This window comes from Streptomyces sp. NPDC045701 (assembly GCF_056432045.1).
This window is the reverse complement of sequence record NZ_JBWKJV010000051.1, coordinates 1-24,698: the sequence shown is the minus strand read 5'-3', so window position 1 is coordinate 24,698 and position 24,698 is coordinate 1. Positions and strand designations below refer to the sequence as shown.

12 protein-coding genes and 3 pseudogenes are annotated in these 24,698 nt (G+C 66.4%); 10 read left to right on the top strand and 5 right to left on the bottom strand.

The genetic code is table 11. The annotated features are described in order from the left end of the window. Positions 1 to 101: 101 nt before the first annotated feature. The 5 genes and pseudogenes from AC07DW_RS29515 to AC07DW_RS29495 form a co-directional block, all read left to right on the top strand. Positions 102 to 654 (top strand): annotated as a pseudogene (locus AC07DW_RS29515) (ISAzo13-like element transposase-related protein); the annotation flags it as partial. Positions 655 to 1,518: 864 nt separating this feature from the next. After that, positions 1,519 to 2,700 (top strand): FIST signal transduction protein, encoded by a 1,182-nt coding sequence (locus tag AC07DW_RS29510; protein ID WP_478860735.1) that lies wholly within the window; start codon positions 1,519 to 1,521, stop codon positions 2,698 to 2,700. 13 nt (positions 2,701 to 2,713) lie between these two features. Further along, entirely contained in the window at positions 2,714 to 5,470 is a 2,757-nt protein-coding gene (locus tag AC07DW_RS29505; protein ID WP_478860734.1) for a PAS domain-containing hybrid sensor histidine kinase/response regulator, read from the top strand. Positions 5,471 to 6,217: 747 nt separating this feature from the next. Next, entirely contained in the window at positions 6,218 to 8,056 is a 1,839-nt protein-coding gene (locus AC07DW_RS29500; RefSeq protein WP_478860733.1) for a glycoside hydrolase family 15 protein, read from the top strand. Next, a complete protein-coding gene (locus AC07DW_RS29495) occupies positions 8,053 to 8,529 on the top strand; it encodes a HEAT repeat domain-containing protein (RefSeq protein ID WP_478860732.1) in 477 nt (158 codons plus the stop codon). The genes AC07DW_RS29500 and AC07DW_RS29495 overlap by 4 nt, the downstream gene beginning before the upstream one ends. 30 nt (positions 8,530 to 8,559) lie before the next feature. On the opposite strand, the gene AC07DW_RS29490 is transcribed toward AC07DW_RS29495, so the two are convergent. Beyond that, positions 8,560 to 9,630 carry an adenylate/guanylate cyclase domain-containing protein gene (locus AC07DW_RS29490; RefSeq protein WP_478860731.1) on the bottom strand — a complete coding sequence of 357 codons (1,071 nt, stop codon included), beginning with the start codon at positions 9,628 to 9,630 and terminating at the stop codon, positions 8,560 to 8,562. 1,146 nt (positions 9,631 to 10,776) lie between these two features. Between AC07DW_RS29490 and AC07DW_RS29485 the strand changes: the two genes are divergently transcribed. Continuing rightward, entirely contained in the window at positions 10,777 to 11,385 is a 609-nt protein-coding gene (locus AC07DW_RS29485; protein WP_478860730.1) for a DUF4360 domain-containing protein, read from the top strand. 396 nt (positions 11,386 to 11,781) lie between these two features. Here the strand turns inward: AC07DW_RS29485 and AC07DW_RS29480 are convergent, their stop codons facing one another. Next, positions 11,782 to 13,233 (bottom strand): NCS2 family permease, encoded by a 1,452-nt coding sequence (locus AC07DW_RS29480; protein ID WP_478860729.1) that lies wholly within the window; start codon positions 13,231 to 13,233, stop codon positions 11,782 to 11,784. A gap of 464 nt (positions 13,234 to 13,697) precedes the next feature. Further along, a pseudogene (locus AC07DW_RS29475) lies at positions 13,698 to 14,913 on the bottom strand (IS256 family transposase). A gap of 370 nt (positions 14,914 to 15,283) precedes the next feature. Here AC07DW_RS29475 and AC07DW_RS29470 point away from each other — a divergent pair. The 4 genes from AC07DW_RS29470 (at position 15,284) to AC07DW_RS29455 (ending at position 22,902) form a co-directional block, all read left to right on the top strand. Further along, positions 15,284 to 16,603, top strand: a complete 1,320-nt coding sequence (locus AC07DW_RS29470; protein ID WP_478860728.1) for a S1C family serine protease — start codon at positions 15,284 to 15,286, stop codon at positions 16,601 to 16,603. Positions 16,604 to 16,687: 84 nt separating this feature from the next. Then, positions 16,688 to 17,002 (top strand): transposase, encoded by a 315-nt coding sequence (locus AC07DW_RS29465; RefSeq protein ID WP_478860727.1) that lies wholly within the window; start codon positions 16,688 to 16,690, stop codon positions 17,000 to 17,002. A gap of 3,369 nt (positions 17,003 to 20,371) precedes the next feature. Continuing rightward, positions 20,372 to 20,974 (top strand): Pr6Pr family membrane protein, encoded by a 603-nt coding sequence (locus tag AC07DW_RS29460; RefSeq protein ID WP_478860726.1) that lies wholly within the window; start codon positions 20,372 to 20,374, stop codon positions 20,972 to 20,974. Positions 20,975 to 21,639: 665 nt separating this feature from the next. Continuing rightward, positions 21,640 to 22,902 carry a L,D-transpeptidase gene (locus tag AC07DW_RS29455; protein ID WP_478860725.1) on the top strand — a complete coding sequence of 421 codons (1,263 nt, stop codon included), beginning with the start codon at positions 21,640 to 21,642 and terminating at the stop codon, positions 22,900 to 22,902. A gap of 66 nt (positions 22,903 to 22,968) precedes the next feature. Here AC07DW_RS29455 and AC07DW_RS29450 read toward each other — a convergent pair. Together AC07DW_RS29450 and AC07DW_RS29445 are read right to left on the bottom strand one after the other, a co-directional pair. Further along, positions 22,969 to 23,166, bottom strand: a pseudogene (locus AC07DW_RS29450) (transposase); the annotation flags it as partial. 469 nt (positions 23,167 to 23,635) lie between these two features. After that, positions 23,636 to 23,830 (bottom strand): hypothetical protein, encoded by a 195-nt coding sequence (locus AC07DW_RS29445; RefSeq protein WP_478860724.1) that lies wholly within the window; start codon positions 23,828 to 23,830, stop codon positions 23,636 to 23,638. Positions 23,831 to 24,698 lie beyond the last annotated feature (868 nt).

Below are 24,698 nucleotides of genomic sequence, written 5' to 3'. Positions count from 1 at the left end.
GCCGTGCGGGCCCAGGTAAGCATCACAACTCACCCAACCCGCACGGCCCTTCTCATGTCACGGGCCGGGCCGCCCCGTATTTCCCCCAAGGTCGTAAGGGCTTGCAGAGAGGTGTTGTTCCCGCATCCGACGAGCGACAGCGACGCTTGCTGATGGGAGCGGAGGCCCGGCTGCTGGGACACTGTGGCATCCGGGCCGTCGCCCGGGCGGTGAGCGAGACGCCAGTGCGCAAGGGTGTGTTCGAGCTGGAGGCCGGCGAGGCCCCGCTGGGACGGGTGCGGCGCGGTTGGGCGGAGCCGCACGCGAAGCGGTCTGCCATCCTTGGTGACAGGGCATACGGGGCCGGCTGTGGCGGTGTGCTCGCTGGAGGACGACCCGCATCTGTGGGACTTGGATGTCCGCTCGACCACGAGCGCCCCGCAATTGGCGTTGTGGCACGGGCGTGGCCCGGTGACGGAACGGGCTGCGGACCTCGATGCGGGGCTGCGGCCCGCGCTGCTGGCCTTGGCCGAGCCGGACGGGCGGGGATCCGATGTCGCCGCTGCAGCGGACGGTGAAGTCGACCCGCACGCTTGCGCAGGAGCAGACCCGGGCCGGGCACCGCGTCAATGCCGACACCGCCGTGGTCTGCTGCGGGAGGAGGGCTTCAGCCTAATCCTCTTGGAGCAGCAGGTCCGCGAAGCTCTGGCTTTTCGGCGCGTCAGCCTGGCCGCGGAACCCCTCGCTGTCCTTTTCCGGCAGCAGCCGCACTGCCATGCACCGGACCCTGCTCAAGATCAGGAGACTGCTCGGCGCGCATGGCATCAGCGTCCCGCCGGCCATCTCTCTACCCGCCGCCCTCGCAAAACGTCCAGGCCCAAGCTACGGCCCCGGCAGCAAAACCAAGACGTTATGCTGATGACCTGCAAGCCTTAAAAACCCTTTTCAGCTTGAGCGCCGGGCCACGCGCAGCACCTCTTGACCTGCGCAGACCTTCGTAAGGTGTCTCCCGATCGGGGGCCCAGCTGAAAGGCTCAGCAGGCCGGGCCGTCAAGGTGTTGCTTGGGAAGAGGTTGCGGTGTTCAGAGAAGTCACCGATCCGGGGACCGTCCTCGAGCTGCGGCGCTTCAGCCGAAGGCGCTTTCACTGGATTTCGTCTCCACGGCTGGATGATCATTGGGCTGGCCGGCGTTCAGTGGCCGTGCCGGAGATTTCACTGGGTGGGGGCCCCTTTTCGGACATGTTCCGGAGCTTAAGAAAGCGAGCGAGCCTGCTTATGTCCGGGCCGGTGCTGGCGCGAGAACGATCATGCCGTGCCGACTGCGGCGTAAGTGGTGCCGGCAAGGGCAGAGAGGGGGATCTTATTGCCGGTCCAGCCATGGAGGGCAGCATGGGCGGGGAGTACCGTAGACGCAGGCGCCTCGTGGTGATGCGGCCCCCGGCAGATCACAGCAGGCGAGAACCTGAGGGCCGTCTGGAGAAGGGCGTCTGGCCGGCCAGGCCCGGGTCGGCGCCACCCTCCTGGAAGGAACGACGGGGATGGGGACAGCAGCAGGTATAGGGATTAGCCATAACCGCAATCCTCATGTTGCGGGGCGTGAGGCGGCAGCCCAGGCGCTGACCACAGCGGGGCAGCCAGACTTCGTTTTTCTTGGCGCCACAGCTGGTTATGACCAGGCGGCGGTCGTGGAGGCTGTGAGGGAGGCGACGGGCAGAGCCCCGTTGTGCGGATGCTCGGTAGAGGGCGTCATCACGCGGAATGTAGCGGATGAGTCAAACTTTTCCGTGTCCGTTCTGGCTGTCACTTCGGACCGGTTCTCCTTCTGTCACGGCCTGGCCGGCACCGAGGCCGAGTCGTCCAGTGCGGGGGAAGCCATCGGTGAAGCGGCGCAAGCCCTGGGGGATGCCCGCTTGCTGTTCCTTTTTCCCGACGGTCTCAGCACCGACGTGGACTGTCTCATGTCCGGTGTCGAAAGGGCTCTCGGGTCCGGTCGCCGCCTTCCCATCGTCGGGGGGACTGCCGGGGACAGCAGCCAGTTCCAGGCCGCCTATCAGTACTGTGATGATCAAGTGGTCTCCGGCGGGACCGCATGGGCAGTGCTGCGGGGCGATGTGGGCATGGCATGGACGGTCAATCACGGATGCGTCCCAACAGGGGTGGACCACACCGTCACGCGTGCAGAGGGCAGCACTGTTTGTGAAATCGACGGCAAGCCGGCATTGGAGGTGTTCAGGGAGTACCTCAGCCCCCGCGAAATGGAGGAATGGGCCGGCGTAGTAGCCAGTCTGCCGTTCGGGTTTGCCCCTCCCGCCGCAACCGGCATTGACGACCAGTATGTGGTGCGCGTTCCGGTTGCCCGGGATGAGCGGGAGGGCTGGGTCAAGCTGACGTCGACGGTTCCCTACAGCACTCCTGACGGCACTCGTGTGCGGATCATGCGACGTGACTATGACCGCGTCGTTGCTGGCGTCGACCAAATGGTCAGCGAATTGAAAGACCGTCTCGGCGGCGGAACCCCGGAGCTATTTTTCCAGTTCGAATGTGCCGGGAGAGGCAAGAATTTCATGAGCGAGGAACATAAGCTGCAGCTGCTTGAGCGGTTGCAGCAGCATTTTCCGCTGGCTCCCTGGTTCGGGCTTTATGTCTTTGGTGAGCTGGGACCCGTCGAGGATGAAAACCTCTTCAACCAGTTCACGTCTGTCGTCGGGGCACTTTATTGAGGTCTGGTCTGGCATGGAGGCGATGGGCGTGGTGTCTTCCCAAACTCCGGATGCGCAGCTGCGCCTTGACCTGGAAACGGCGCAGCAGGAGCTGCTGCGTCTGCAGAAAACAAATGATCATCTGGTCGATCAGGTGAAAAGGCTTGTCAAGACGGAGTTTCAGCTGCGGTCCTTCCAGGAGCGCATGGATCGCCAGATGCACTTGTACCGGCAGCTTTATGAGCTAGGTAAACAATTTCACACCACCATGGAGGTGGATGACGTCCTGAAGTCAGTTGTCCGCTTCTCCCTGTATGAGCTTGACTTTGCGCGGTGTGTAGTGCTGTGGCGCGCTGCCGACACGCTGTATGTGAGGGCCATGGATGGTTACTACGAGGAGCAGGAACAACAACGCGTAGCGAAGCTCCGGCTGGATCCAGAGGATGCGGCCGGCGTCCTAAAGCGGGCAAAAGGCCAGGAGAGCATACGGCCGGGCCATCGTGAAATGCTGGCTGAGGCAGCGCTGGGTCAACAGCTGGGAATGACCCAATTGGTTCTGCTGCCATTGGGGGGGGAACCGGAGGCTCCTTCGGGACTACTGGTGCTAGGGAACCCGCTTATTGACTCCGCCACCAGTTATCAGACGGATCTGGACAGCGATGATGATGCGCTGGTAGGGGCCGCTAATATGGCCGCGCAGGCGACGGCCGCGCTAAATAACGCCATTTATTACGAGGCGCTGGGTGAAAACGAGTGGAAATACCGTACGTTGTTTGAGAGTTCCCGGGACGCTATCTTTATCAGCACGCCTTCCGGCCAGATGCTGGATGCTAATCAGGCGACTTCAGATCTCCTGGGCTACACCAAAGAAGAGATCACTGGCCTTGATCTCGGTGAACTTTATGCTAATCCGGATGAGCGTGAGCGGTTCCGCAGTGAAGTCGAGCGGTGCGGATCGGTAACGAATTTCGAGGTGCGGTTGCGGACAAAGAGTGGAGAGGTGCTGGACTGCATCACTACGAGCACCGTGGCGAAACCGGCGGCAAGCGGTGAGTCGGTCTACTACGGGATCGTTCGGGATGTAACCGAACGCAAGAGGGCTGAGGCGCTGCTTGCTGATTACAACAGGACTCTTGAGAGGGAAGTGGCGGAGCGGACTGCAGAAGTGCAGAAGGCTCGCGGAGAAGCGGTAGCAGCCAACGAGGCTAAAAGTCAGTTCCTGGCGACAATGAGCCACGAGATCCGCACCCCTATGAATGGGGTAATCGGAATGAGCCAGCTCTTGCTGGGGACAGATTTGTCCGGTGAACAACGGGAGATGGCCGAGGCGATCTGGAACAGCGGAGAAGCATTGCTGGCAATTATCAATGACATTCTTGACTTCTCGAAGATCGAGTCGGGGAAGCTGGAGCTGGAACATCATCCTTTCGATCTGCACCACTGCGTGGAGAGCACACTGGAAGTTCTGTGTGCGCGCGCGTCGGAAAAGGATATTGATCTGGCCTCCGTGATCGACGAAGACGTCCCGCGGGTGATCGTCGGGGATGTCACACGGGTCCGGCAGGTCCTTCTCAACCTGCTGTCCAACGCACTGAAGTTCACCGACCATGGTGAGGTCGTTCTCACGGTTCGCCCGGCGGGGGAGAGATCCGGGCTGGGGCCAGGGCAGTTGCACTTCTCGGTCCGCGATACTGGGGTGGGCATCCCTCCTGACCGGATGGACCGGCTGTTCCGGTCGTTCTCTCAGGTGGATGCCTCGACCACCCGCAAGTACGGTGGCACTGGACTGGGCCTCGCCATCAGCAAACGACTCGTCGACGTGATGGGCGGCCGTATCTGGGTCGACAGCGAAGGTGTGGCGGGCCGAGGCAGCACGTTCCACGTCGTCATGCCATGCAAAGCCGCCCAAGGGCCGATTTCTACGAGCTCTACCGAGGACGAGGACAAGGCGGGGTTGCAGGGCAAGAGCGTGCTGATCGTGGACGATAACAACACCAACCGGCTGATACTGACGATGCAGCTGCGCCGGTGGGGACTGATCACCAAAGAGACCGCTTTCCCGCTGGAGGCCTTGAACCTGCTTAACCGGGGGGAGCCATTTGACGCGGTGATTGTGGACGCAGCGATGCCGGAAATGAGCGGCGTTGCTCTCGCCGGAGAAATCCGCCGCCTGCCTTCATGTAAGGGTATCCCGCTCGTACTGTTCTCTTCCCTGCAGCAACGGCCGAATGGTGCCGACAGACTATTCGATGCTTATCTCAACAAGCCTCTCAAGCCTGCGCAGCTGCTGAAGGTCCTCAGTGGACTGCTGGCCGCCCAGCCGCTGCAAGCCCCCGCTGATCCTGGCCGTCCTGCCGAGCCGCAGGATTCCCTGCCCCCGCTGCGGATCTTGCTCGCCGAGGACAACCGGGTGAATCAGAAACTGGGGCTGATGCTTCTGGCAAAGCTCGGTTACCAGGCCGACACGGCTAACGACGGCCGCCAAGCCATAGCCGCGCTAGAAAACCGCCCCTACGACATTATTCTCATGGACGTACAGATGCCTGAGCTGGACGGTCTCGAAGCTACCAGGCAGATCGTGGCGCGCTGGCCGGAACCAACGCGTCCGCACATCATTGCCATGACCGCCAACGCAATGCAAGGCGACAGAGAACGGTGCCTCAGTGCCGGAATGAACGACTACATCGCCAAACCTATCCGCCTTGAGGACCTGGCCCAGGCCCTCAGCCGCTGCCCCCCGCCCGGAGTTGCAGCTGCGGACAACCCCTCAGCACCGGGTGAATTCACGTGAGCCGGTCGGGGCTGCGCGCCCTGCGGACGCTCCCCGGGCTGTTCCGGGCTGACGAACCTGTCCGGCAGCTTTGGGCCAAGCGCCAAGCACGGGACCGTACTGGTGGTATCGGCTGGCAGGCCTCGGTCGGGGACCTGCTGCCCGGCCTTTCCCACCTCAGTGCTGGTCACGGGTTATCCAACCGGGGCGAGTGTAGTTAATGGTGTGGCGAGTGCCGTCTTGCAGGCGACGGGCTTGCGGTGCCGAGGGCCGGCTCCAGCGTCCTGGGCAATCACTGCGGCGGCCTGCTCATCGCTCACCGGCCGCGCACCACCCTGCCGCGGCAGATCCCCCAGGCCCGCCACGGTCCCGCACGTAACGCCCGCCACCTGCCGGCCGTGTGCTCCTGCCGCGCGGCTCACGGTTTGCGGCACCGGCCGCACGCGCCAGAATGATCCGGCGCCGGCACAGCCAGCGCCTGCGGCGTCGACCGCCGCCGCACCAGATCCTCCCACCCCGCCGCTGCCGGCCTGGCCAGCCGGCGAATGCGGCGGATCTTCCAGTTCGTCCCCCGAGGCCGCCCCTTGTGCGGGCGCCCTGGAGCCGACTGCGTGCGGTCCACTCCGCCGCTCCCACGGCTTCCGCTCTGGTGTGTCCATAGCTGTGCGCGAGGCCTCTGGTGAGGGAGCGTGACCGGCTCGTCACCCCGCGCGGCCGGCGCCCCGTCTGTCGCGCGGCCAGGCCCGCCCGGGATGATAATGGGTGGGGATGTCTACGAGGTTCCGGAGGGAACCTATGGGTTACAAGCCGATAGACAACTACGGGATAATCGGGGATATGTACACCGTGGCACTGGTGGGGACGGACGGGTCCATAGACTGGTGCTGCCTCCCCCGCTTCGATTCCCCCAGCATATTCGCGCGCATTCTCGATGATAAAAAGGGAGGATATTTCCGCATCACCGTGCCCAATCACGCACGCCAGCAACAGATGTACTTGCCGGACACCAGTGTGCTCGTGACCCGGTTTCTCAGCGCGGGAAGCGTCGGTGAGGTTGTGGACTTCATGCCGGTCCAGCAACCGGCCGAAGGACCGAAGACGCACCACATCGTGCGCATCGCCAAAGCGGTCCGGGGCAGCGTGCGCTTCCGCCTGGACTGCGTGCCCGCCTTCGATTTCGCCCGGGCCGGGCACCAGGTGCGCCTGGAGGGGCGGGGGGCAGTCTTCCAATCCGACGATGATGTCTCCTTCTCCCTCACCAGCCGTTTCCCGCTCGCTCCCCTGGGTAATGGGGTCGCGGCGGAATTCACCCTCCAGGAGGGGGAGTCCACAACCTTCCTGCTGCGCCAGGTCGAGCGCAAACAGCCCGCCGAGCTCCTCGAAGCCAGGCTCGTCGGCGAGGACCTGCTGCGCAAGACCGTCGATTACTGGCAGACATGGCTCAGCCAGTGCACCTATACCGGGCGCTGGCGGGAAATGGTGCGCCGCTCTGCTCTGGTGCTGAAACTCCTCACCTACGAGCCGACCGGGGCCCTGGTTGCTGCCCCCACCACCAGCCTTCCGGAAGAGATCGGCGGCGAACGGAACTGGGACTACAGATTCACCTGGATCCGGGACGCTGCCTTTACATTGCTGTCGTTCATGCGGCTAGGGTTCACTCAGGAGGCGGCCCGGTTCATGGAGTGGCTCGAAGAACGGGCCAAAGAGTCGGCCGACGACTCCCCCCTGCAGCTGATGTACCGCATCGACGGGGGCCACGAACTCGAAGAGATCTCCCTGGACCACCTCGAGGGGCACCGCCACTCACGGCCAGTAAGAATCGGCAATGACGCCGCCAAACAGCTGCAGCTGGACATCTACGGCGAGCTGATGACCGCGATCGACATCTACGACGCGGAAGCGTGCCACATTTCGTATGATCTGTGGCACCATCTGCGCCGTATGATCGAATGGGTGGCACGCAACTGGGAGCGCCGCGACGAAGGCATCTGGGAAGTCCGTGGGGAGCAGCAGCACTTCGTGTACTCCAAAGTGCAGTGCTGGGTGGCGCTGGACCGCGGGCTGCGGCTGGCCGCTCGCCGCAGCCTCCCCCTGGACACTCCCCGGCTGAGGTATGTGCGGGACCACATCTTTGAGACGGTCATGGAGCAGGGGTACGACTCCGAACGCAAAGCGTTCGTACAGCACTTCGGAACCCAGGCCCTGGATGCCAGCATGCTCATGCTGCCCATGGTGGACTTTATTTCCCCCAGGGACCCCAGAATGCTCGGCACGCTTGAACGTATCAAGGAAGACCTCGTCTCCGACAGCCTGGTCTACCGCTATGAGATCGGTAAAGGGGCCGGGGATGGTCTCTCGGGCAAGGAAGGCACCTTCAACATCTGTACCTTCTGGCTGACCGAAGCCATGGCTATGGCCGGCCAGGTGGATGAGGGGCGTGCCCTGTTTGAGAAAATGCTCACCTACGCAAACCACCTCGGCCTGTTCGCCGAGGAGACCTCCGCGTCCGGTGAGAGCGTGGGCAATTACCCCCAGGCGCTGACTCATCTCAGTCTCATCAGCGCCGCCTTCACTCTCGACCGGGCCCTGGGAGGAGGAACGGTATGACCATCCCCGGCTCTTCTGTTCCCACCCAGTCTGCCGGCTCCGGGCCCCCACCGTATCTGGACATCCCCCTGGAGCAGTGGCTGGCTTTGCTTTCTAGCGGTGACCCACTGAAGCGCCGCCTGGGCGCCTACGCCCTGGGGGAATGCGGCGTGAGCCGTGTGGCGCCCGCGCTGAAGGCCGCCGCGCTGAACGATCCGGTCACTTTCGTGCGGGTGTGGGCGGCAGCTTCCCTGGCGAAGGTGACCTTTCCCGACCCGCGTGAGGCGATAGAGGCCCTCCTGGCCGCCACCAACGATGCCGCCGGATTCGTGCGCAGCCTGGCGGTGTGGGCATTGGGCCGCCTGCAGTACGGTCAGGGCGGCCACAGCACCGTCCGGCATGCCATCGAGGGGCTGCTGGAGGATTCTGACCCCAACGTGAGGATCGAGGCGGAGCTGGCGTTGCACCGGCTTCTGCACACCCGCGAACCGTGAACCGGGCCTGCGGAGCGCCGCCTCGCCTGGTCAGGTGCCCGTTGTGCGCAGTGCCCAGGCTGTCACCGGTCTGGCCTTGCCCCGGACAGCGAAGGCACCGGCAGGGATCAGGTCCCCGTGCGTATGCCGGAGTGACGCCCGGCTGGCCTCGGTCAGCATGGCCATGTGCCCGGTGATCTTGGTCAGTTGTTCAACCCGGGCAGCGGTATTAACCGTATCCCCCACCGCCGTGTACTCCAGGCGGCGGGCGGAGCCGACATTGCCGGACATGACAGGACCGCTGTTAATCCCCACGCCCATCCTGAATCCCTCACCTGCTCGCTGGTCGCGCAGCCACCGGTTGAAGGCGGGCAGCGCCCGGGTCACCATCTCCCGCGCGGCGTCCACCGCGGCGTCCGCGTGATCGTCGAGGTCGAGCGGTGCGCCGAAGAGTGCCATGATCCCGTCACCGGCATAGGACACCAGCGTCCCGCCGAAATCCAGGATCACATCACTCATCGTCGTCAGATACCGGTTGAGCACGTCGATGACACGCACTGGTGAGTGGGCCTCGGACCATGCGGTGAAGCCTCGCAGGTCGGTGAACATCACCGTGGCGATACGCTGCTCACCGCCCAGGCGCAAGTCGTCGTTAAGGTTAGCCAGTACCCGGTCGACGACCGGCTGTGGAACAAACCGCGAAAAAAGAGCGTGGATCCGCTCGCGTTCCACGTCGTGCAGCCTTTTGCGCAGCAGGCTGGCGTTGAGCCGGGCCCGCAGCAACGCCCGGTTCACCGGCTTGGGCAGATAGTCATCAGCACCCAGCTCAATGGCGTGCACGACACTGGCCAGGTCCTCAAGGGCCGACACCATGATTACCGGCACGTCGCGCAGCGCTGGATCGGCGCGCATCCGTTCCAGCACACCGAAACCGTCCATCCGCGGCATCTCGATGTCCAGCAGCACCACATCCACAGGCTGCGCGGCAAGCACGTCGCATGCCTCCTGGCCATCGGCGGCATACACCACCGTATGGCCTTCCCTTTCCACCAGACTCAGCAGCAACGCCCGGTTGACCGCGTCGTCGTCAGCGACCAGCACGCGAGCCCGGTCCTCGCCCATGCCAGCCTCCGATACCGTGCCTTCACCGTCCACCACACCCTGCCCGCAGCGCCACCGCCTGTGCGGGATCCCCACGCCCTGTCTGCACCCGGGCGGGAGGGTGGTGCGGCGACGGGCGTGATCAGCCCCGGCGCGGCACCCCCGCCGGATTCAGCATCTGGCGCTCGCCAGCGCCGGTCCAGCCGGAGCACCGCAATGTCCCCCTCATGGCGCACGTCCGGCAGTGAAGTTTCCCCGCGATCTTGGACACGTGATCTCTATGCCGCGAGGGTGTGCTGGTGGCGTTGCCTGGTATGGGCTGGGGTGTGGTAGCCGAAGATCTTGTGCTTGCGCAGGCGGCGCCGGTGGCAGAACGTCTGGATGAAGGCGAAGAGACCGGCACCCGCACCTGGCCCGGCCGGGCCAGGTGCGGGTGCCGGTCTCTTCCTTGAGTACGGCCCAGAAGCTCTCCGCGGCGGCGTTAGTGACTTCAGCGTTATGAGGTGACGACTCTTGGCGTTTGGCTGATGGCAGACCGGTGGTGGCGGTAGACCGTTGGCCGTGCGATATGCGGATGGGGGGCGGGTTGACGGCGAAGGGCCGTCAGTGCGGTTGGAGGCTGCCGGGTTGTTTGCCGAGGGCATCCGGCCGCCCGGGGCCGCCCGCCGGCCTGGAGGTGCCGGTTGGGAGTTTCCCTCCTGCTCCCTCCTGCCCATGCGATTGAGCCATTGCCGCGGCCGCGTTGGCGGCGCGGTGACTGCCAGCAGAAGAGGGCGGCCATGCGCCGCGCCGCGGCAGGGCAGGGGTGAGAAACGCGTGACCAGAGGCGGTGCAGAGCCCGGGGTGCGGGAAAGGGGCGGCCGGCCCGGCAGCGCCTGCGGGAGCCGGTGAGGCGTGCGGCTTCCCGCGGCCCCTGCCCATCAGGGGTGGTGCCGGGTGCCTGCGTACGGCCGGTTAACGCCCTACCCGGCTGTGGAAGCCGCCCCCTACCATTCCGTAGCACTCCGGCTCCCCGGCATTGCCGGTGCGGCATGCCGTACCGGATCTCCTGTCTCACCAACACGGCTGAACCCCCTGCTTCAACCACGGGCAACCGATCGGAGACCGATGTCCGCCAGATTCAGAGCGATCGCCATAGCCAGCGCGGCCGGTGCATTACTGGCCTCGATGGCTCTTCCCTCCGGCGCTGCCGCCGCCTCCTCCGGTGGCATCGTCACACCGCCCGACAAGATCGTGATCGAGATCGCGACCGTCAACGGTTCTGGCTGTCCCCAGGGCACGGCTGCGGTCGCCGTAGCGCCCGACAACACCGCCTTCACAGTCACCTACAGCGACTACCTCGCCCAGGTGGGAGTGGGCGCCCAAGCGACCGACTTCCGCAAGAACTGCCAGCTGAACCTGATCGTGCACGTTCCGCAGGGCTTGACCTACGCCGTCGCGAGCACGGACTACCGCGGGTACGCCCACCTCGAGGCGGGCGCCCACGCAGTGCAGAGGGCTTCGTACTATTTCCAGGGATCACCCGACACCACGGCCAGGAGCCACCCCTTCAGAGGCCCCTACGACAATAACTGGCAGGCCACCGATTCCACCGAGTGGGGCCAGCTGGTGTGGGCACCGTGCGGGGTGAAGCGCAACTTCAACATCAACACAGAACTACGGGTCAGCGCGGGCACCTCCGACCCGGAGAAGACGACCAGCTTCATCGCGATGGACTCCACCGACGGTGACATCAAGACGATCTACCGGCTGGTGTGGAAGGAGTGCCCCGCGTAACGGCCATGCGTCACCGGTGGGACGGCGGGTCCCTTCGCCGCGCAGGCCCGCCGCCTGCCGGGCCGGACGTGGCTGCCCGGGGATAACCCAGAGTGCCGCCGCCTTGCCCCGGGTGCGGCAGGGGCAAGGCAGGCGAGAGCTCAGCAGCCCGGGGCAGCGCCTGCGGTCTCCTCACCCCTGCACACAGTTCCCGCCCCGGTACCGCCCCGGTACCGCCAGGTACGGCCTGCCGGCACGGCCTGAGTGCCGGGGACCGGTCACTGCGCTTCCCATCCCGGCCGGGCAGCCTGTCAGGGAAGGCAGCCCCGGCCAGCGGGCAGCTCTCGGGGCGGCGCCCGCCGGATCCCTGTCCCGGTGGCCTCCGCCTCCGCTGGCCGCTGGCACCTGTCCCGGGGGTCAGGCAATGCCCAGGACCTGCTTGAGCGGGTCGATGGCGAAGTAGATGAAGAACAAGACTGCTGCGCCCAGCAGGAGACTGTGGATCTCGCGGGCCTTTCCGAGCACCGCCTTCAGTACCACGTAGCTGATGAAGCCCGCTCCGATACCGTTGGTGATGGAGTAGGTGAACGGCATGACGGCGATAGTGAGGAACGCCGGGACCGCGATCTCGTACGACCGCCAGTCGATGTGGCGCACCTGAGACATGAGCAGGAAACCGACGATGACCAGAGCCGGGGCAGCCGCCTGGGCCGGCACAACGGTGGCCAGGGGCGCCAGGAACATCGCCACGCCGAACAGGGCGCCCGTGACCAGGGAAGTGAACCCGGTGCGGGCTCCCTCTCCCACTCCGGCGGCCGATTCGATGTAGCACGTGTTGGAAGAGGCGGATGCTGCCCCGCCGGCGGCGGCCGCGGCGGCGTCGACCAACAGGACGCGCCCGAGGCGCGGGACCTCGCCGTTCTTCCCGAGCAGCCCCGCTTCGCTGGTGATGCCGACGACGGTTCCCATGGTGTCGAAGAAATCGGTGAGGATCAGGGTGAAAACCAGCAGCACAACGGTCAGGGCGCCGGCTTGTTCCCATGCCCCGAAAAGGCTGAACTGCCCGACGAGGCTGAAGTCTGGTGGGGCAAAAACGTCTTCTGGCACCGCGGGAACGATCAGGCCCCACGCAGCAGGGGTGATATCCGCGACTTCATTGATGACGATTGCAAGGACAGTAGTGGCCACGATCGAAATGAGAATCGCGCCCCGCGTTCTGCGTACGAGGAGCGCGGCGGTGAGCAGCAGCCCGAAGCAGAACACCAGTACAGGCCATCCCGCCAGCTGACCGCGGGCACCGAGCTGGACAGGCACCATCCCCGTCTCTCCCGGGATGCGTGTGGCGAATCCGGCGTCGATGAAGCCGATGAACGCAATGAAAAGACCGATGCCGACACTGATGGCCTGTTTGAGCCCCTGGGGGATGGCATTCATAACGGCCTGGCGAAGACCTGTGACGACAAGCAGGCAGATCAGCAGCCCTTCCAGGACGACGAGACCCATCGCATCCCGCCAGCTCATCAGCGGCGCGAGCTGGAAAGCGACGACGGCGTTGATGCCGAGGCCGGCAGCAAGAGCGAGCGGAAGATTCCCCACAATCCCCATGACTACGGTCATGACGGCAGCAACGAGGGCGGTGACGGTGACCAGCTGCGCAGGAGAAAGCTGATCACCGAATTTATCCTGTGCTCCGCCGAGGATGATCGGGTTGAGAACAAGGATGTAAGCCATCGTGAAAAAGGTGGCAACACCTCCACGGATTTCCGTGGCGTAAGCAGACTGCCGCTCCCTGATCCTGAAGAAGCGGTCGACGGGGTCCGGTCGCGTAACAGGCGGGACGGTGGGGCCACCCGCCGCTTGTGGTGGCATGGACTCTCCTCAGGATGCGCAGCTCACCGTGAAGCGGTGCGCCGCAGGACTACCGTGATAGCAGCCGGGCGGCATCAGGGGCGTGTTTCCTGGAACGGTGCATACCGCGTGTCGGCACAGCACCTGATGACGTGTAAGGGTCTTCAGGGCGAGGTGCGGCACTGGGAACCGTCGACCGCCATATCTCCCTCCTGGACGCGTTCGCTTTCCTTTCGGGCCTTGACGTGGGTGAAGCCGGCCACCCAGTACTACAGGGGAGCTTTGAGGGGGGTTTTGCGTCCTCAGGCAGGCGAAACAGGTCATGCTGGGGCAAGGCCACCAGGCACCCCAGTGGAGCGAACTGGCAGTTCACCAGTCGGTGCCCGCGAGAGCACGGAAACGGCGCGCTTCCCAGCCAAGATCCGTTACACCACTCCGCGGGACGCCATCCTGTTCGATGGCGTCCCGCGGAGTGGTGCAGGGGATCAGTCGTCTGACGTGCCGCCGGGCAGGACGAGGGGGTCGTCGGGATAGAGGACGTCCGTGCTCTCGTTGGAGAGGTAGCGGCTGGGGAAGGCGATCCTTTCGCCGTGGAGCCGGCGAGGACCGCGGTGGCGAGGCGGGGGACGGCGGGCGGGTCCGGGAAGACCTGGACGACTTCGGTGCGGCGCTTGATCTCCCGGTTCAGCCGTTCCAGCGGGTTCGTGGACTGGATCTTCTTCCGGTGCTGGTGAGGAAAGCCAGCGAACGCGGTCAGGCCGTCCTTGGCTTCCGGCAGCATTTCTCTGACCCTGGGGAACTGCCGGCCGAGCATGTCGGCGACGGTGTCGAGCTGGGTGCGGACCTCGTCCGCGGTGGGCTGGGCGAAGACCGTGCGGATCGTCGGCGGTCACCATCTCCGCCGAGCCTTTCGGGATGGCGGCGAAGGCGTTTGGGACGAAGTAGACCCGGCAGCGCTGTCAGGCGGCGCCGAGCATGACCTTGCGGATGGCTTTGACCAGGCCGCTGCGGCTGTTGGGAAAGGACCAGGCGGACGCCGGTCAGGCCGCGTTCGCGCAGGTGACGCAGGAACTGGGCCCACAAGGCTCCGGTCTCGCAGTCGCCGACCATGACGCCGGCGACTTCCCGGCCGCCGTCCTGGGTGTCTGCGGTGGCGGTCACGGTGGCCTGGGGACGATGGGGTGGCCGACGCGGGCCTTGACATAGGTGGCGTCGAGGAACAGGCAGGGGAAGCGGACGTGGTCCAGCGGCGCGTGCGGAAGGCTTCCAGTGCTTCGTCCAGGTCCGCGCAGATCCGGGAGACCTCGCTCTTCGGTATCCCGGTGCCGGGCCGGGGGCCTTGACCAGGTCGCCGGCCGAGCGGGTCGGGACGCCGTGGACGTATGCCTCCATGACCACGGCATAAAAGGCCTGGCCGGTGCGGCGGCGCCGCTCGGGGAGGCTGGGGAAGAAGCTCCCGGCCCGCAGTTTCGGGATCGCGAGCTCGAGGTCGCCGGCCTGGGTGGTCACGGTCTTCTCCCGCTGTTTCGTTGCGCCAGGTCGTGCGGCTGTCGGTGTGTTCTCCCCACTCGGCGCCGATCTTCGCGGTGGCCTCGGCCTCGATGAGTTCCTGCAGCAGACGTTCGGCGCCCTCACGGACGAGTTCAAGACCATCGGCCGAACGTTGCGATCAAGCAGGCGGAGCAGGTCAGACTGGGACACCGTGCACCTCCCGAGGTTGACTGCCTGTTTACCAGGGACAGTTGCACGGTGGCCTGCCAGTTGAGCAGGGCTCATCGGCAGACGGTGCGCAGGGAGCAGAACCCGCGCACTCAACCGCGGAAATCCCCTGCACCACACAGCGGGACGCCACCGGACAGCGGGCCGGCCTTCCGGCGCCTCACACGCGGCCGGAATCGGCGTGGCCATGCCCGCGCTTCCTTTTATCCGCCGCGTGGGGGACACCTGCGTCATGCCCCGTGCCGTCCCACCGCGCGATGCCGCTCCCCCGTCGGCCGCATACATCCTGTTTGGTGTGAAATGCCAGGCAGGTGGACACCCTGCCAGGCGCCGGCGTGAAAGGAGCCACCGCATGAACCCCCACGACGACCACGGCAGGCCCCCGGCAGGAAACAGCTCCGGCCAGGCCGGTGCGCCCCGGGAGCCGGAGGGGTGGCCGCCCGCCTCCCGCGCCGCCGGCCAGTCCCCGGATCACGCGGCCGGCCCCTGGCAGACGTGGGGGCAGCCCGACCTGCTGCCCCCGCATCCGCAGGCACCCGCAGACGGCGGCATTCCGGCCGTCCCCGTCCGCCGGCGCCGCAGGGCAGCACTGGTCGCGCTGACCGCGGCGGCCGCCATCGCTGCGGGCGCAGCAGGAGGCGGTCTCGTCTCGGCGGTGGCACCCTCCGGCAACCAGGCGGCCGGGCCCGCACCGATCGTGCGAGCGGCAGAAGGGAAGCCTCTGCAGGGCGTGGGAGAGGTGGCTGCCCATGCCTTGCGGGGTACGGTGACGATCACGACGCAGGGGGCCGGAGAGAAAAGCATCGGTACTGGTTTCGTCTTCGACGCCCACGGACACATCCTGACCAACGCTCACGTCGTCGCCCCGGCGGCAGACGGGGGGAAGCTCACCGTCAAGCTCCATGACGGCACCACCAGCGCGGCCTCGGTCGTGGGGGTGGCCAAGGGGTACGACGTTGCGGTGATCAAGCTGAAGCGCGTGCCCCGGGGACTTGCACCGCTCCCCCTGGGCGATTCCGACCGGGTCGCCGTGGGGGATCCCGTTGTCGCCGCCGGCGCGCCCTTCGACCTGGAAGGCACCATCACCGCCGGCATCATCAGCGCCAAAGACAGGCCAGTGGCCGCAGGCAGCGGTGCCGCACCGTCTTACATGAGCGCGCTGCAGACCGATGCATCGATCAACCCAGGCAATTCCGGGGGACCGCTGCTCGACTCCCGCGGGGCAGTCATCGGCATCAACTCCGCCATCCGTTCAGCCACAGGCGGGCCGGGGCAGGGCGGCCAGCCCGGCAGCATCGGGCTGGGCTTTGCCATTCCTATCAACCAGGCCGCCTGGGTGGCACAGAGCCTGATCAAACACGGCCAGCCGGTGTACGCACAGCTGGGCGTCCTGACCAATCCTGCCTATCCGGGCGACGGCGTCCAGATCATGCCCACCAGTATGGACGGCGAGCCCCCGGTGACCCCTGGCGGACCAGCAGCCAGGGGTGGGCTGCGCCCCGGTGATGTGATCACGAAATTCGGCCCGAGCACTGTCGGCGACCGGCCGGAGCTGATGAGCGAAATCTGGTCACACAAGCCCGGCCAGCGGGTCGAGATCACCTACACCCGCGGCGGGAGCAGCCACACTGCCTCCGTGGTGCTGGCCGCCCACAGGGGTGACCTCGCATAGTGGGCTGGGAAGCGGGCATGCGCGCCGGCGGCCAGGCCGGCCGCATCGCCCTGAGCCTTTCACCGGTGGTCAGGTTCCCCCGAGATGCGGGAAGAAATGACAGACGGTCAGGTGGGTGGGTTTCATGAGAGGAATCCAGACGAAGCCTGCGCCGGGAAGTACCCGCTGGATTTGCGTGAGCGTGCGGTAGGATGTACCGGGCCGCCGAAACCGAAGCCGGTGATCCGCCGCATGGGCGAGGAGCTCGGCGTGCACCCGGAGGCCCTGCGCAACTGGGTTCGCCGGGCCGGGGCCGACGCGGAGAGCGAGGCGACGTGCTCACCACCGCCGAGCGTGAGGAGCTGGCCGCCCTGCGGAAGGAGAACTGTCGCGGGTTCCTTCGAGGCTCTCATTCCATAGACTTCAGCGACATGGACGACGCTCTACATGGACGTCAGGCCCTCTCCCGTCAGGGAGAGGGCGCTGACGTCCAGGGCACCGGTCCGCCGGGCGCCTTCGGCAGCAGACCGGAAGCGAAGGTGCCCAGCCCGTCCCGGGGTACCTGCGTACGACCGGCTGCAGGAGAACCCTGAACCTGGAGGAGATACAGCAGCAGAGTGGCTTTCGGTGCCTCGATGGCGGCCTGGCGCATAAGTGGGCAAAGCGACCGGCAGGTAAACGCTACCAGCGGATGATCACCGCGCCGAGCCCCGGATAGGGGTCACGCTTCTCCACGACTGCGCCGTCAGGACCGTAGCTGGAAGATCTCGAGTCTCCTCCGGCTGCGTGCACCAAAGGCTGAGCCGCCCCAGAGGCGGTCAGGTCAGAGCTGCCGTCATTGAATGGAACACCCGTACGTGCTACCACATCGAAGCGGTCGCCAGGCTTGACCTCTATCGAGCCTTTAACGCTGTCCCCGACGCGCGCGCACTTCACAGCAGGCGGTTCGCCAACGTAACCGCAGCCGGTCGTGGCGCCAAGCACCTCAAAGTCGACTGACGTCACTCCAGCCGGAACTTCGAATTGCCCGCGAGTTTCAGTCGATCTGGTCTTAGCATCCCAGCGGCACTCGCCTCCAGAAGCGGTGACGCTGCATCCCTGCTGTGGTTCAGCAGAGGCCGGGGCGCCCATAAACGTCACTCCCATGAGAGCTGCGCCCACCGCAGCGCCAACCAGATTAAGCCTATTGGTCTTGTTCATCTATATCTCCAAATCCATACAACGAGTCCATGACTGAGCCGCCCAGTAAAGGTTGTGGTTTTCGAATACGCTATAAGCGGCTTTTCGCCTAATTCCCTGCACCCGCGCTCACCCACGGACCGTACAGCGGACCTTCCCGTTTCCTGCCGCATGCTGCTCCCGCCGGCCGGCCGTTTCTCGCGACGGCCCCCGACGGGCCGATCGGCGGACAAGGCTGCCTCGCACACCAGGCAGCGCCGGCGCTCAGGAGGCCGTTACGGCCACAGCACCTGGCGCTCCGCGATGCGGTGCCCAGGGGGTGGGACCCCGGGATGGCGGGAATACGGGACCACGAAGCCCCCGTCGTCGGTGTGACACGTGAATCACGCACCTGCGACGGCGGCTTTGTTCTTCACCGCTGCCCGCCTGAGCTGCAGCTCACACCTCTACGGGCCGGGAGGAAAAAGGTTCATTGACGGTCAGCAGGCAGGAGGAGTGGCACCGCGCAGGATTCCCCAGGAGGCGGCGGTGTACGCACCGTCAGGGTTCCCCAGCTTGTACCAGATGGCGGACGATCCTACGGTGTCCCCCTGCCGGTAGCAAAGCACGGGAAGCTCACTGCCAACGGTCAGCTTTTCCGCGGCCCCCGACTTTGTGGTCGGGGAAGGGTAAGCAGCCGCTGCCGAGGAGGCTGGGACGAAGGTGGTCGTGGCCGTGGACGTGCTGGGCTCGCCGCCCCCGGGGACAGCCGAGGCGGTAGCAGCTGTGCCGAGTACGGCTGCTCCCGCAGCGACACCGCACGCAAGAAGGGCAGAGCGGCGTGAGAGCTTGTGGAACATATTGTCCTCCAAAGGCGGGCGGGGTGCGAAGCCCCTGACTGCTGTTACCTGCTATACAACCGCCTGCTGGACCAGCGGAGGAGCGGCCATTCAGCCCTTGGGAGGGCCGGTCCCGCTTCCGCCTATGAGTAAGCCTCGTTCCACCTGCACGGTGTGTGCAGCGGTTGGACTTGAGGGCCACGGTCAGCAATAAGGCCAGTGGCTAGTCCCGTGATCATCTGCATCCCGGCAGGTGCTGGAAGGAGGAAGCGGAGGGTGAGCCGCGTGGAGGACTGGGCCGGGGATCCGTCGGCTGTACCGGGAGAGGTTGTCTCTGGCCGCCCGCCGGTGTATCGGCGCAGCCGGAGGGCTCGGCGGTGGTCCGGGAGTGCCGCAGCACCCGCCGGCGATGCCATTCCTCTGGCGCCCCCTCGAGCCGGCAGACGACGGCGCACCCGCTGACGGCCTCTTCTCGGCCGGTGGCCAGGTGGGCCTGCTGGCGCGGCGGCACCTGCTGCGGCCCCGGATCCACCAGCCGGCAATGCGCACCTGCCGGCCCCCCTTGTGATGGCAAAGAGGCTGACTCAGAAAGCTCACTGGCTCCGCCGGGGACGGGGCACCCGGGCCGCTCGGGCGAGCCGGCTGCCAGGGGGTGGTCAGGACAGATACCTCAGGACGTCTGCCGCGGTGTCGATGCCCGCGCCTGCCGGACGCCGCCATGATATAGCGGTCAGGACGCTTCGGGGGGGCCTGGCAGGGGGCCGGCTTCTGGCCGCCGACAGGCGTTGCCGCCCCCCTTCTCCGGGGGGTTCCGCATCCGCCGCCGCTGGGCACGCCGGCACCGCCCCAGCGTGAGGCTGATGGTGATGGCGCCGGTGCCCACCCCGGCAATGACGGCCGCGCCGATCAACGGCACCGCCTGGTGCACAACAGACATGCCGCCTCCTCGTTTATCGCTCCGTAACACGAGCGGACGACGAAGGGGCTGGCGAGCCGGGAAACGGGGACCGTTCGCTCACCGCCGTGTCCGCCACGCGTGACTTCGGCGATGGTGCCGCACCTGTCCCAGCCTGGCACTCCCCCGATCGTGCCTGTGGAGGGAGGACACCCCACGAATACGTATGCCGGTTGATTACCGAATCGTACGGTTATGCCCTGCTGGCAGCTCCTGTCACGGCTGCGGCAACCAGCATCTGCAGCCGGGCAGGCATGTGTGAGGGCGGTCCAGGACCGGAGCCCTTCCCGTCCGGGTGATCTGCTGCGAGCTCTCCCTCAGCACGGTCCAGGGGGCACACCGGCGCCTGCCTGCTGGTCACGGGGCCCTGACCGGTTCCCGCCAGGCACTCCACGGCAGAGTGATCAGGTCATGCCACGTGCGATGGGAAGCCGGGACCACCTGTCTTGAGATCAAGCCGGCATTTCCGGCGGCCTGGTTCTCCGCGCCCGTGCTCCCGCCCGCCTCCTGAACACCGCCCGCGGCCTGGTCATCCGGGCCGCGGGCGGTGTTCGGCGGCGCAGCAACCGGCCAGGGCACCACAGGCCGCCGTGTTCCGGCCGGGCTCTACAAGGCCACGATCGCCAACATCCTGGTACCCGCCCCTTGGCCCCGGTGATGCCACCCTTACTGCACGGCATGGGAGGCCTTGCGTGTGTCGTCCCGGACTGGACGGGCGCGGAGCCCGCGCGGCGGGCGTGGCCGGCGGCGACACGGCAGCCGTGCTGAAGCGGACGCAGCCGCGCATGGCCGATTCTGAAAGCCGCTGATTCCTCATTTCTGGGACGGGAAGCTCACATGCGCCCTTCATTGCTGCCGACTGCGGGCATCGCCGAGTGCGCGGTAGGGCTGGCGGGAGCCGCCCTGCTGCTGTCAGCCGGCTTCCCCGCTCCTTCCTGCGCCCCGGTCTTCTTGCGCCCGGTCTTCTCCTTCACCGTGCTCAGTGCCCTGGCCGGCCTGGTGGTCCTGGTGGCGGGAGGACTGAGACGGGCCCGCAAGCGCCCGGCACGCGTGCCGGGCGCGGTGACGCTGTCTGCGGTCGTCACGGCCTTTCTCTGCGGTGTGCTGCACCTGCCGGCCTCAGGGGTGGCGTTGTCGTGGTGGGCGGCGGCCATCACCTACCTGATGACGGCCCTTGGACTGCTGGCCGAATGGCGGAGCGGTGCCAGGGCGGTGGCCGGCGCCAGGGCGGTGGCCGGCTGGATGTCGTTTCCCGTCGTGTATCTGGCCATTGCGCTGCTCACAGGCGCTGCCGGCGGATGCTATCCCTACGAATTCCTCGATCCCCGCCACGGCGTGGGTGGCTACCTGCGGGTGGCCGGAGCGTGTTTCGTGCTCGCCGTGGTGTTCGTTGTCACCGCCGCCGCGATGAGACATCTGGCCTCGTGGCGGAGGCGCTGAACCCGGGGCGGGCCCCTCAGTGAAGGACCGTGAGGAGTGACCGCGGCATCGTGCACCACACGGACCGGCCGGAAGCAGCAACAACCGCAGGATCGGCATGCCTCCAGTTGAGAGCCCATCCGGACCTGTCCACTGTTTTCTGGGGCGGCCATCATGTCTCGCGGAGCGCGACCGGCTCCGGCCATCGCCGGGCGGGCTGGAGGGCATGCCCACTCGCCCGGCGAGGTCCCTACGGGAAGGCAGTCGGCATTCAGGGTGCCGGAGCGGCTGGCGCCGGTGACATCGAGCGCCACCAGATCGACGGATGTCTCCGGCCTCTCGCTGATCCGCCCCTTGCGCCGCAGGCACCCCTCGCCCGCGTACGGCTGCCGCCCTGTACCGGTCCATCCAGTCAGCCGGCCCGGGCAAGCTCCCCGGCGGCTGGCCGGCGGGCGAGGCGGCTGCCACGCCTTCCCGGCCCGGAATAACAGGGCAGCGGCGCATAGAGACCACCCGCCCGGTCCGGCTCACCACCAGTGGCAGCGGCCGATCGGGGGAAAGCCTGTTGCCGCAGGGGCACCCGTTCCTCCGACCGCTTTCTGCAGTCCCCTGTCCCAGGATGGAAGCACCCTGCGCCGGCGGCAGATGGCCGCTCCCCCGCATTCGACCCAGGAGGCTGCCCACCCATGAGTCACGGTTTGCGCTCGGCCCTGCTCGCAGCGGCAGCAGCCACTGCTGTACTGACGCTGCCCACAGCGGTTCATGCCGCTGACGGCGGCACCACGGCAGGCATGGGAGACGGCAACAATGCGGCAGTCAGTCCGACGGCGCCTGCCGCCGGCGCAGAAATCCACATCACACCGGGCAATGGCACACAAGCGGTGGGTATAAACGAGCCGGCCCAGGTCACAGTGACCGGAGGCAAGCTCACCGCCGTGACGATGCGGACGGCCGGCGGAAGGCGCATACCCGGAGTGATCTCGCCAGACGGGTCGAGCTGGCGCCCCACCACCTCTGCCTTGCCCGGAACACGTCACCTCATCACAGCAACAGCCGAGGACGACCACGGCCGGACCGCAACAAAGCGGTCGTCCTTCACCACCCTTGGCTCCAGCGACAGCTTTATCGGCTATGTCACACCCGGTGCCGGATCGACCGTCGGTGCGGGCATGCCCGTATCCATCACCTTCGACAAGCCCATTACCAGCAAGGAAAACGTCCAGTCTGCCATCAGCGTGCACACCACCAGCGGACAGGACGTCGTGGGCCACTGGTACAGCGCCACCCGGCTGGACTTCAGGCCCCGGCACTACTGGAAATCCGGCTCGGACGTCACCGTCACGCTCAGACTGAAGGGCGTCCATGGCGCTCGGGGCATCACCGGCGTCCAGGACAAATCCTTCACCTTCCACATCGGGCGTTCCCAGATTTCCACCGTAGATGTGGCCAGCAAGACGATGACCGTCAGCCGTGACGGCAAGACCCTCAAGACGCTCCCCGTCTCCGCCGGAGCCTCCTCCACGCCCACCTACAACGGGCAGATGGTCATCTCGGAGAAACATGCCAGAAAGCGTATGAGCGGAGCGACCGTCGGCTTCACCAGCAAGGACGGCAAGCCCGAATACGACATTCCCGATGTGCCCCATGCCATGCGTCTGAGCAGCTCAGGCACCTTTCTGCACGGCAACTACTGGAGCGGCGAGAAGGTCTTCGGCAGCACCAACGTCAGCCATGGATGTATCGGCCTGAGCGACACCCAGTCCGCAAAAGACCCCCGCACGCCCGCTGCATGGTTCTACAACAACTCACTCGTCGGCGACATCGTCATCGTCAAGAACTCCACCAGCGAGACGATCCAGCCCGCCAACGGACTGAGCGACTGGAACATGCCCTGGCAGGAATGGGTAAAGGGCTCAGCTCTTTACCGGCCTTCTGTCAACGGTCTCTGAAAATTGACCCCCTGTGGGTCCTTGGGTTCTAAGGCGATTCGCGCGATCGTCGCAACGGTGCAGGGTTCATGGTGTCAGGGCGGCGGTGAATGCCTGTGCGGGGGTCTGCCAGCCGAGGGTCCTGCGGGGTCGGTCGATCCTCCGGAGGTCGTCAGGGCTGTGGAGGGAGAGGTTCGTGCGCCTGGGCAGGTACTGGCGAACGAGTCCGTTCATGTTTTCGTTGGTGCCGTGTTGCCAGGGGCTGCCGGGGCGGGCGAAGAAGACGCCGTCGGTGAAGTATGAGGTGCCTCGAAGTTTCCGGACAGGGGCCCAATAGGATCACCCTGAACCAGAAACGAGGGGGAAGTGGCGCCACCGAAGAAATACTCGCCGGAGTTCCGTGAGGAAGCTGTCCAGATCGCGCTGCGGTCGAGCACCGCATCCGGCGCCACACCGGACGCAAGGACGAGCGCCGCAGCCTGTCCGAGCATGCAACCGGGTGGTGAACACCGCTTTCGTGATGCTCCCCGAACCTGGCCCTGAGCTTGTTGAAGACGGGCCGCAGTTTCGGGTCGCTGCTGGTTCCCGGCTGGGGTCAGTCCGTGCCCGTGGTGGGGGCACTGTCGCCGATGTCCAGGCCGAGGAACACACCCGCGTTGCCGGTGCCGGACATCACGGGGGCGGGCTGCGGCGGGAGCGTCATCGCCGCGGTGCGGTGCGGGGGGCAGCGGGGGCCGGGCCCACACTTGGGGGATCAGCGAGCTGGCCAGGGGCAGCGGCGGGCGAGGATCGTCCACTCCTCGTCGGGCCTGCCGGGGACGAGACGGCCGCTTGTCTCCCACTGCTGGGCGAGAGCGGTGAAGATCGGCTCCAGCCCGGGGCGGGGAACCGTTTCGCTTTCGCTGCGCTGGCCGCCGGTGACAGCGGTGAGCCGGATTGTCGTGGTCACGCAGGGTTCAACGGCGTTTGGGCCGCCCGGGTTACCCACGGAGCCGGTCTTCGTGCGGCGGCACTGGCCTGGTCGGCGTCGATGAGGAGCGCAAATTTCCTGAAAGCGGTGACATCACCCTGCCGGAGGTGGGCCACTGGCCCTCAGGAGCCCGGCGGGCGGCGAGCTGGGCGGCGCCGCGGGCCACGAGGCGCTCGCGTTCCGCACCGTCCAGGGTCCCGCTGGTCAGCGCCGCCAAGACCTGCCGCCACAGCGTCACCGCTCGCTCCTATCACCCCTGCATCGCGGTCTCCCGCCTCCGGCGTTGGCGTCCCCGGGTCCGGAATGCTCCCCGCGCTCCTGAGCCAGCGTGCGCCTGTCCGGCCGCGTCCTACGCCTGGCGCTTCTCTTGCCCGGCAAGCGTCCGCAGCTGCTCGGCAGGGGACTCTGCCCTATGTGCCTGGCTGCTTGATCACTCGTTTGTGCTGGTAGTGCGAGTCCGCTGCACGGTGACCTGTGCGCCGGCTTGCCGGCATCCGGACCGGGGCAGGTACCGGTCTTGCCCTCGTCGCTGGCCGGCAGCGGGACGGGCGGGCGCGCGCATGGGATCGCTGGCCATGGGAAAGAGGCCGCGTCAGGCGTCAGCCAGAGGTCACTGGCTGGCTGCCTCGGGGGCGGGTCGTGGCGGCTGGTAGCCGCTGGCGGGTGACTTGTCCGGGTACAGGTCGTGGTGCACGGCGCGGGAAACCTGTTCAATGGTATCGATGCCGTAGTACCAGCCGGCAGTGGCGGGCGAGCAATAGTCAAGACTTGTGGATCAGTTGGTGTGGTTCATGCTGCGAGGGTCTCTTCTTGTTCGATGAGGTGGCCCTTTTCGAAGCGTGCGCCG

Excerpts from the sequence above, each read along its gene's own strand:
- AC07DW_RS29510 (WP_478860735.1), top strand. The coding sequence starts at position 1,519 with ATGGGGACAGCAGCAGGTATAGGGATTAGCCATAACCGCAATCCTCAT.
- AC07DW_RS29500 (WP_478860733.1), top strand. The coding sequence starts at position 6,218 with ATGTCTACGAGGTTCCGGAGGGAACCTATGGGTTACAAGCCGATAGAC.
- AC07DW_RS29490 (WP_478860731.1), bottom strand. The coding sequence starts at position 9,630 with ATGGGCGAGGACCGGGCTCGCGTGCTGGTCGCTGACGACGACGCGGTC.
- AC07DW_RS29460 (WP_478860726.1), top strand. The coding sequence starts at position 20,372 with ATGCGCCCTTCATTGCTGCCGACTGCGGGCATCGCCGAGTGCGCGGTA.
- AC07DW_RS29470 (WP_478860728.1), top strand. The coding sequence starts at position 15,284 with ATGAACCCCCACGACGACCACGGCAGGCCCCCGGCAGGAAACAGCTCC.
- AC07DW_RS29495 (WP_478860732.1), top strand. The coding sequence starts at position 8,053 with ATGACCATCCCCGGCTCTTCTGTTCCCACCCAGTCTGCCGGCTCCGGG.
- AC07DW_RS29455 (WP_478860725.1), top strand. The coding sequence starts at position 21,640 with ATGAGTCACGGTTTGCGCTCGGCCCTGCTCGCAGCGGCAGCAGCCACT.
- AC07DW_RS29465 (WP_478860727.1), top strand. The coding sequence starts at position 16,688 with ATGCGGGAAGAAATGACAGACGGTCAGGTGGGTGGGTTTCATGAGAGG.
- AC07DW_RS29505 (WP_478860734.1), top strand. The coding sequence starts at position 2,714 with ATGGAGGCGATGGGCGTGGTGTCTTCCCAAACTCCGGATGCGCAGCTG.
- AC07DW_RS29480 (WP_478860729.1), bottom strand. The coding sequence starts at position 13,233 with ATGCCACCACAAGCGGCGGGTGGCCCCACCGTCCCGCCTGTTACGCGA.
- AC07DW_RS29485 (WP_478860730.1), top strand. The coding sequence starts at position 10,777 with ATGGCTCTTCCCTCCGGCGCTGCCGCCGCCTCCTCCGGTGGCATCGTC.